This window comes from Kaistella sp. (genome assembly GCF_032060305.1).
Taxonomy (GTDB): domain Bacteria; phylum Bacteroidota; class Bacteroidia; order Flavobacteriales; family Weeksellaceae; genus Kaistella; species Kaistella yananensis.
This window is the reverse complement of sequence record NZ_DAMBHK010000004.1, coordinates 53,208-60,734: the sequence shown is the minus strand read 5'-3', so window position 1 is coordinate 60,734 and position 7,527 is coordinate 53,208. Positions and strand designations below refer to the sequence as shown.

Genomic DNA, 7,527 nt, shown 5'->3' with positions numbered 1-7,527 from the left:
AGACTCAAAAACCTGTAAACAAGCAAAGCTGCTGAAACAGTTAGACCAAGACCAAGGGCAATCCACATGCCGAAAGCGCCCATCATTAACGGAACACAAAGTACATAGCCCAACGGAATTGCAATAAGCCAGTAGGCGATAAAGGTGATGATTGATGGGATTTTCACGTCCTGTATTCCCCGGAGACTTCCCAGAGCCACCACCTGAATACCATCCGAAAGTTGGAACAGTGCAGCGATAATCATGAGTTTTGCAGCAAGCTGAACCACATCTACATCTTCAGGTTTCGTAAAGAATGTGGGCAGAATGTGTCTTCCGATGATAAAAAACAAACCACAAACAAACATAAAAATAAATACGAGTTTCAGGTTATTAATGCCTATATTTTTTAATCCCACATAGTCCCTTTCTCCTAATTTTCGGCCAATCAAAACGGTTGATGCCACGCTGAATCCGACACAGAGATTAAAGGTAAATGATGCCATTGAGAGTGCAATCTGGTGTGATGCAATGTCTTTTGCCGATACCAGACCACAGATGAAAGCAGCACCCGCAAATGCTGTAACTTCAAAAAACATTTGTAACGCAGTAGGAAATCCTATTTTCAGCATTTTTCTGAACATTTCTTTGGAAAATTCTGCGATTTTTAAAGAAAATGCTTTGATGTATCTTCTTGTTTTTTCCTCTTTCAGCAATACATAGTAAAGAAATACCATCATAAAAATTCTTGCAATTAAACTGGCTAAGGCAGAACCTTTTACGCCCATCGGAGGAAATCCGAACATTCCTTTTATGAAAACATAATTCAAACCAACATTAATAACGTTTGCAATAATGGTAGCTTTGGTAACACCGATTGTATACGACAAACCCTCGGAAACTTCACGCAGTGTCTGGAAAACCATGAACGGCAGGATACTTATCGTCATAATGCTGAGAAAACCTATCGTGTCAGGAATAATTTCTTCCGGCTGATCCATGTGATAGAGGAGGGGCATGGCAGCATAAAGCAGTATCATCAGCAATAAACCAATGCCGATGTTAATGACAAATCCATGGCGGAATACAGAATTGATGACGCTGTGCTTTTCCTGCGAATGTGCCTCAGAAACCAATGGCGGAATAGCAAATGAAAATCCCAGCGCAAATACGAAAATCGAGAAAAACACAGCATTTCCCAGGGAAACCGATGCCAGAGCCTGCGCACCCAGAAGTTTACCGACAATAATATTATCGAATAAATTAACCGAAACCTGGCCCACCTGTGTAATCATTACCGGAAGCGCCAGTGTGAGACACGCTTTGGTGTACTCCTTATTGAGAAATTTCATAAAAAAAATTTGCAGCAAAAATACTGCAAACTTCCTGGTTTATTTACTTAATGTTATTATTTCCTTACAAAATTCTTGACATCCTCTGCCGAAACCGGATTTGAGCCTAAGATAATGAGCCGTTCTACTACATTACGGAGCTCTCGGATATTACCGGTCCAACTGAAATTCTCGAGGGCTGCAATGGCTTTCTCATCAAAAGCTTTTTGTGCGGTTCCGTGTTCCTCAGAGATAATTTTTGAAAAATGTTCAACCAAGAGTCGGATATCTTCTTTTCGCTCATCCAGGGGTGGAACATAAATTTCAATAACCGAAAGCCTGTGGTAAAGGTCTTCTCTGAACTTTCCGGCTTCAATTTCGGCTTTCATATTTTTATTGGTGGCCGCCAAAACTCTAACGTCAACCTTAATCTCTTTATCGCTGCCAACAGGCGAAACTTTGCTTTCCTGCAGTGCACGAAGTACTTTTGCCTGTGCAACAAGACTCATGTCACCAATTTCATCAAGAAATATAGTTCCGTTATTGGCAAGTTCAAATTTCCCCTGCTTATCTTTAATTGCTCCCGTAAAACTTCCTTTCACATGACCGAAAAGTTCAGACTCGATAAGTTCCGAAGGAATTGCGGCGCAATTTACTTCAATCATTGGTCCTTTACTTCGGTCACTTTGCGCATGGATGGAGTGGGCTACAAGTTCTTTTCCGGCTCCGTTTGGTCCTGTAATTAAAACCCTGGCATCGGAGGTGGCTACTTTTTCAATCATGTCCTGAATTTTCTTCAGGGCAGCAGACTGACCGATCATATGGTATTTTTTATTGACTTTCTTTTTTAAAGTCGTGTTTTCTACTTTAAGAACCTGGTTGGTTCTGGTGAGGTTTCTTTTGTCTAAAGCATTTTTTACACTCGTAATAAGGCGGTTAATGTCAATTGGTTTCGATATAAAATCATAAGCACCTTCCTTCAGACAATCTACCGCAGTATCGATGTCGGCATGTCCTGAAATCATTACAAAAGTAGTGTCGGGTTTTAACTGTAACGCCTGTTTCAACAGTTCAGTACCCGAAACTTTAGGCATTTTAATATCGGAAACCACCAAAGCGAAATCTTCTTTCTCAATATGCTTTAAACCTTCCAGCCCGTCTTCGGCAATTACAAATTCGTAATCCGGCAGTTCATCGGAAAGGATACTTTGAAGTACGCCAGAAATGGCTTTTTCATCTTCAACAATTAAGATTTTTTGCATTAATAAAAATTTATGGATTTAATAAAATTCAGTTTTAGAATTTGCAGAATATGTAGCAATAAACGTACCTAAAACGAATTAGAGGTCATATTGTCTTTGCCCGAAAATGGCGGACCCTATTCGTACAGAATTTGCTCCACAAGTGATGGCGAGTGGGTAATCGTCGCTCATTCCCATTGATAAAATTTTTAATTGTTTTTGCAGACACATTTTATCGAAAATTTGTTTCAGGAAAGTGAATTCTTTCATCACCTGGTCTTTATTTTCGGTGAACGTCGCCATTCCCATTAAACCCTCTATTTCTATGTTTGGATAATTACCGTTCAGCCAATCTGTGAAAAGTTCTTTGGCTTCATGAATTTCTAAACCGAATTTAGATTCTTCTTCTGCGATTTTCACCTGAAGCAGAACCTTAATTTTCCTGTTATGCTTGGCTGCCTGTCGGTCGATTTCTTCCAATAGTTTAGCTGAATCTACACTTTGTATTGTATCAATAAAATCTGCGATATATTTTACTTTATTGGTTTGCAAATGGCCAATCAGATGCCATTGAATATCCTTTGGAAGCAACGGTTGCTTTTCACGGAGTTCCTGTACTTTATTTTCACCGAATATACGCTGGCCAAGGCTATAAACCTCCATTATTTTTTCTGCAGGATGAGTCTTTGATACCGCAACAAGCTGTACATCATCTGGTAAATTGTTCTTAATTCTTTGATAATTGGTGTTGATTTCTTTAGAAGACATGAGGTTTTTGCATAATCAGTAAAAAAGGGTGTTTTTACTGTATTTCGTAATCAAATATAAAGTATTTTTGGTTAAAATAAAAATTATGAAAATAAAAATCTATACTTTCGGTGGGTTGCTGTGTGTGCTGTCAACGGTTGTTTTAGCAGGTTGTAATCAGGCAAGCAAGCAGGAAAATTCCGCCGAAGGTAAGCTAGAAGTGACCCAGACAGAAGTTACCAGCAGTTACCAGAAAAAAATGATTGATAAAGATCTCATGTTGAAACTGGATTCGACTTACTCCGCAAACAACTACAGGTATATCAACGAAAAACGTAGTAAGAACAACCCAGATTCCCGTGAATTTTGGTATACTTTAGAAGATCTGGAAGGCTATATCGCTTTTGCAAAAAAAGAAGCCGGAAGCAAAAATCAGAAGGTAACAGGAATAAAAATAAAAATGGGACAATATCCTGAAAAAGGTGATTTTGATTCCCGGTTAGACTCCAAACTCTATGGATATCAGACTGTTTATTTAATTCCGACGGTAATTTCTGCTGATAAGGAAGAATCTTCTACAAAACAAAGTTCATCAATGAAAGGTGAAGAAATCGAAGGCGTTCCAGGTATGGATTTTTCTTCGGCAAACCCTCCTTACTAGACCAATGCTATGGAAATTAACAGATTGTATTTAACCGGTGCTTTACTGGTTATTTATTTTATTATTATTATTTTATTAATCATTAGAAGAAAACATTTGGGGCCGCAGATCTGGTATTTTATTATATCCATGATTTTTGTATTCCTATCAGAATTATTCGCGACCATCGGTAAAATAATATATGGAGAACAATATAATTCCACACCATTTATGTCCGGAGGAGTAATTATTTGTTCTTTAAGTACGGTTCTCATTTATTACTATAAAATTCTCGAAAAGCGGCGTTCGAAGAACATACAGTTAGGAATTGTCTGTTTAAATTTTCTGAATATTATACTGTCAGTAATATTAATAGATGATTTCTTTTCATTTCTTCCTTATATAACATATTTTATCACAATATTTCTGCTTTTGCTTTCCATTACGCTTTTTTTCTTTGAAACATTTAATTCCGAGAAAATATTTAACATTATAACCTATTATCCTTTCTGGATTTCCATAAGCCTTATTGTAATTTATTTGGGCGTATTACCGCTGATTATTATGAGTAAAAATGCAATTCAGTTATCAATTTCTAAAAATATTTTTCTCATATTACTTTATTCTGTTAACTTTACGGGATATACCATTATGCTGGCAGGTATTTTTTTTAGTAGAAAAGAAATATTAATTATGGATAATCATTGAAAGCCAATGAAGTTGACATATTGATTATAATTTCAACCATCATGATACTGTCCGTAGTATTAATGATGGTTTTGATCTATGTATTCTACGTAAGAAAAAAAGGCGAGTTGTTGCTTTCCCAAAAAGAGAATGACATGAAATTTCAGCAGGAACTTACCCTTGCACAGATTGAGATGCGCGAAGTTACTTTAAACTATATAGGTCAGGAACTGCATGACGATATTGGCCAGAAGCTTTCTGTAGCCAAACTTATGATTAATCAATTGATTTCACAGTGTGATGAAATGGCTAAAGTAAGTTTATCGGAGATTAACGAATTGCTGGGGGAAACCATTCAGGACATTAGGAATATGTCAAAAACTTTTATAACGGATCAAGTAGAGCATTTCGGACTTATTGATACCCTGGAAATCGAAATGAACAGAATTGCCAGACTGAAATTAATTGACATTGAACTCCGCAGCAATAAACATGATATTGAAATTAACCCGAAAGATGGGGTTATCATCTTTAGAATCATTCAGGAAAGTGTGAATAATACACTTAAACATTCAAAAGCGAAAAACCTAAATATAGAAGTTAAAGACAGTCCCAAAACATTGAAAATAATCATTCAGGATAATGGGGTAGGAATTAAAGGAGGGAAGACAGACGGTTCCGGACTCAACAATATGAAGAAAAGAGCTTTGATGATGAATGCAGATTTGCAGATTACAAGTAAAGCAAATGTGGGTACAGTTCTAAAACTTATATATCCCAAAAAATAAAAAACATGGAAGCTGTAAAAGTTGCAATTGTGGATGATCACAAGCTGGTTTCTAAAGCGCTTGAAAATATGATTTCACTGAATCCTAACTTTCAGGTTACGATGAATTGTTTCAACGGACAGGATTTTATAGACGAACTGGAGAAAGTAAAAACTTATCCCGATGTTGTTTTAATGGACATTAATATGCCGATTAAAAACGGTATTGAAACGACGGCGGAAATTTCACGTAAGTTTCCTAATCTCAAAGTAATCGCTTTAACAATGGAGGATAATGAAGGAACAATTATTAAAATGATGAAAGCCGGCGCTAAAGGCTATCTGCTCAAAGATATGTCGCCCGATATTCTTTTTAATGCCATTAATATCGTGCATGAAAAAGGCATTTTTTATACCGATATGGTTACCCAGAGTCTTTTGAAAATTAAAACTGAAGAAAAATTCATGAAAAACCTGAATGAAACTTTAAAAGACCGTGAACTGGAATTTATTAAACTTGCCTGTTCCGAACTTACCTATAGAGAAATTGCAGATCAGATGTTCGTAAGTCCCCGTACGATAGATGGTTACAGAGATTCAATTTTTCTGAAACTAAATGTAAAAACCCGCGTCGGTATTGTTCTTTTTGCAATAAAACACAACTTATGTTAAAAAAGGGTGTTTTCACGGTATTTTTAAGATAATTATTAATTACTTTTGTGGTATCAAATATGACACAAATAATGAAAAAAAGAGAACCGGTTTTTGGCTGGTTCTTTTTTATTTTTAAATACCAAAAAAGTAAGTATTTAAATCGCTATATGCATGTTTACGATTTTAAATATTTACGCATCAATAGCTCCCTCAAAATCTTCACTCCTTCAGTCGCGGAAGTTTTAAAAAAGTTCTCATATTTTGCATAACTGTTTTCAAGATTTGGGTCGATTACAAAAATTTCGCAGTTCGCCGGAACATAATCTATAAGCCCAGCAGCCGGATAAACCTGCATCGATGTTCCGATAATTAAAAATAGTTCCGCTGCTCCTGCCAATGCAATTGCCTTATCCATTTCAGGAACAATTTCACCAAACCAAACAATGTGCGGACGGAGCTGAACACCATTGGCATCACAATCACCCACATTTAAATCTTTTTCCCAGTGGAAAATTTCAGTTTCTGAATTAAGTGGACGTACTTTCAACAGTTCACCATGAAGATGGGTAACCTTACTTGAGCCCGCTCTTTCATGAAGATCATCTACATTTTGGGTAATAATTTCCACATCAAAAAATGCTTCCAGTTCCGCTAATATTAAGTGTGCAGCATTTGGTTTTACTTCCAAAAGTTGTTTTCTTCTAGCGTTATAAAAGTCCAGTACCATCTGCGGATTTTTCTCAAAGCCTTCAAAACTGGCAACATCTTCAATGCGGTGATTTTCCCACAACCCATTTGAATCCCGGAAAGTCTTCACGCCGCTTTCTGCAGAAATCCCTGCACCGGAAAGTACTACCAATTTCTTTTTCATGATTTTACTTTAAAAATAATTATTAATGTTGCTAAAACCTGCTTTAAAATACTGTGGCTTAAATTTATGGAAATTGTTCACAAAATCGCTAAATTTGTAAACACAATAAATATATTCAAAATGTCAAAGAAAGCCATTTTAGCCATACTCGACGGGTGGGGATTAGGAACTGACCCGGAAGTTTCAGCTATTGCTCAGGCAAATACACCTTTTATCGATTCCTGTTATAATAATTTCCCTAATACAACGCTGGAAGCCAGCGGAATTGCTGTTGGCTTGCCTTTTGGGCAGATGGGAAATTCGGAAGTAGGCCACATGAATTTAGGCGCCGGAAGGGTTGTTTATCAAAATCTGGTAAAACTTAACATGGCTGTCGAAAATGCAACTTTAGGAAAAGAAAATGTAATTACCCAGGCGTTTGAATATGCCAGTTTGAACAAGAAAAAAGTTCATTTTATTGGATTGGTTTCTGATGGAGGCGTTCATTCCCATATCAATCATCTAAAAGGTTTGCTCACCGCAGCGCATGAGTATGGCTTGAATGACGATGTTTTTGTGCACGCATTTACTGATGGACGCGACTGTGATCCGCATTCGGGGAAGGGTTTTAT

7 protein-coding genes and 1 pseudogene are annotated in these 7,527 nt (G+C 36.8%); 4 read left to right on the top strand and 4 right to left on the bottom strand.

All coding sequences use genetic code 11. The annotated features are described in order from the left end of the window. The 3 genes from V5N63_RS01265 to V5N63_RS01255 form a co-directional block, all read right to left on the bottom strand. A partial coding sequence (locus V5N63_RS01265; RefSeq protein WP_332032287.1) for an MATE family efflux transporter occupies window positions 1-1,331 on the bottom strand: 1,331 nt, incomplete at its 3' end. 56 nt (window positions 1,332-1,387) lie between these two features. Continuing rightward, entirely contained in the window at window positions 1,388-2,572 is a 1,185-nt protein-coding gene (locus V5N63_RS01260; RefSeq protein ID WP_332032285.1) for a sigma-54-dependent transcriptional regulator, read from the bottom strand. A 78-nt stretch (window positions 2,573-2,650) separates the two neighbouring features. After that, the gene (locus tag V5N63_RS01255; RefSeq protein ID WP_332032283.1) at window positions 2,651-3,319 is read right to left on the bottom strand and encodes a YggS family pyridoxal phosphate-dependent enzyme; all 669 of its coding nucleotides are present in this window, start codon (window positions 3,317-3,319) and stop codon (window positions 2,651-2,653) included. Window positions 3,320-3,404: 85 nt separating this feature from the next. Here V5N63_RS01255 and V5N63_RS01250 point away from each other — a divergent pair, with 85 nt between their 5' ends. The 3 genes from V5N63_RS01250 (at window position 3,405) to V5N63_RS01240 (ending at window position 6,063) form a co-directional block, all read left to right on the top strand. Further along, on the top strand, window positions 3,405-3,959 hold the full coding sequence (locus tag V5N63_RS01250) for a hypothetical protein (protein WP_332032280.1): 555 nt from the start codon (window positions 3,405-3,407) through the stop codon (window positions 3,957-3,959). A gap of 728 nt (window positions 3,960-4,687) precedes the next feature. Then, window positions 4,688-5,413 carry a sensor histidine kinase gene (locus tag V5N63_RS01245; protein ID WP_143332943.1) on the top strand — a complete coding sequence of 242 codons (726 nt, stop codon included), beginning with the start codon at window positions 4,688-4,690 and terminating at the stop codon, window positions 5,411-5,413. A 5-nt stretch (window positions 5,414-5,418) separates the two neighbouring features. Further along, window positions 5,419-6,063, top strand: a complete 645-nt coding sequence (locus V5N63_RS01240; protein ID WP_088469164.1) for a response regulator transcription factor — start codon at window positions 5,419-5,421, stop codon at window positions 6,061-6,063. Window positions 6,064-6,220: 157 nt separating this feature from the next. Here V5N63_RS01240 and V5N63_RS01235 read toward each other — a convergent pair whose 3' ends face one another. After that, the gene (locus V5N63_RS01235) at window positions 6,221-6,916 is read right to left on the bottom strand and encodes an SIR2 family NAD-dependent protein deacylase (RefSeq protein ID WP_332032278.1); all 696 of its coding nucleotides are present in this window, start codon (window positions 6,914-6,916) and stop codon (window positions 6,221-6,223) included. 120 nt (window positions 6,917-7,036) lie between these two features. On the opposite strand from V5N63_RS01235, the pseudogene V5N63_RS01230 reads away from it, so the two are divergent. Then, a pseudogene (locus tag V5N63_RS01230) lies at window positions 7,037-7,527 on the top strand (2,3-bisphosphoglycerate-independent phosphoglycerate mutase); the annotation flags it as partial.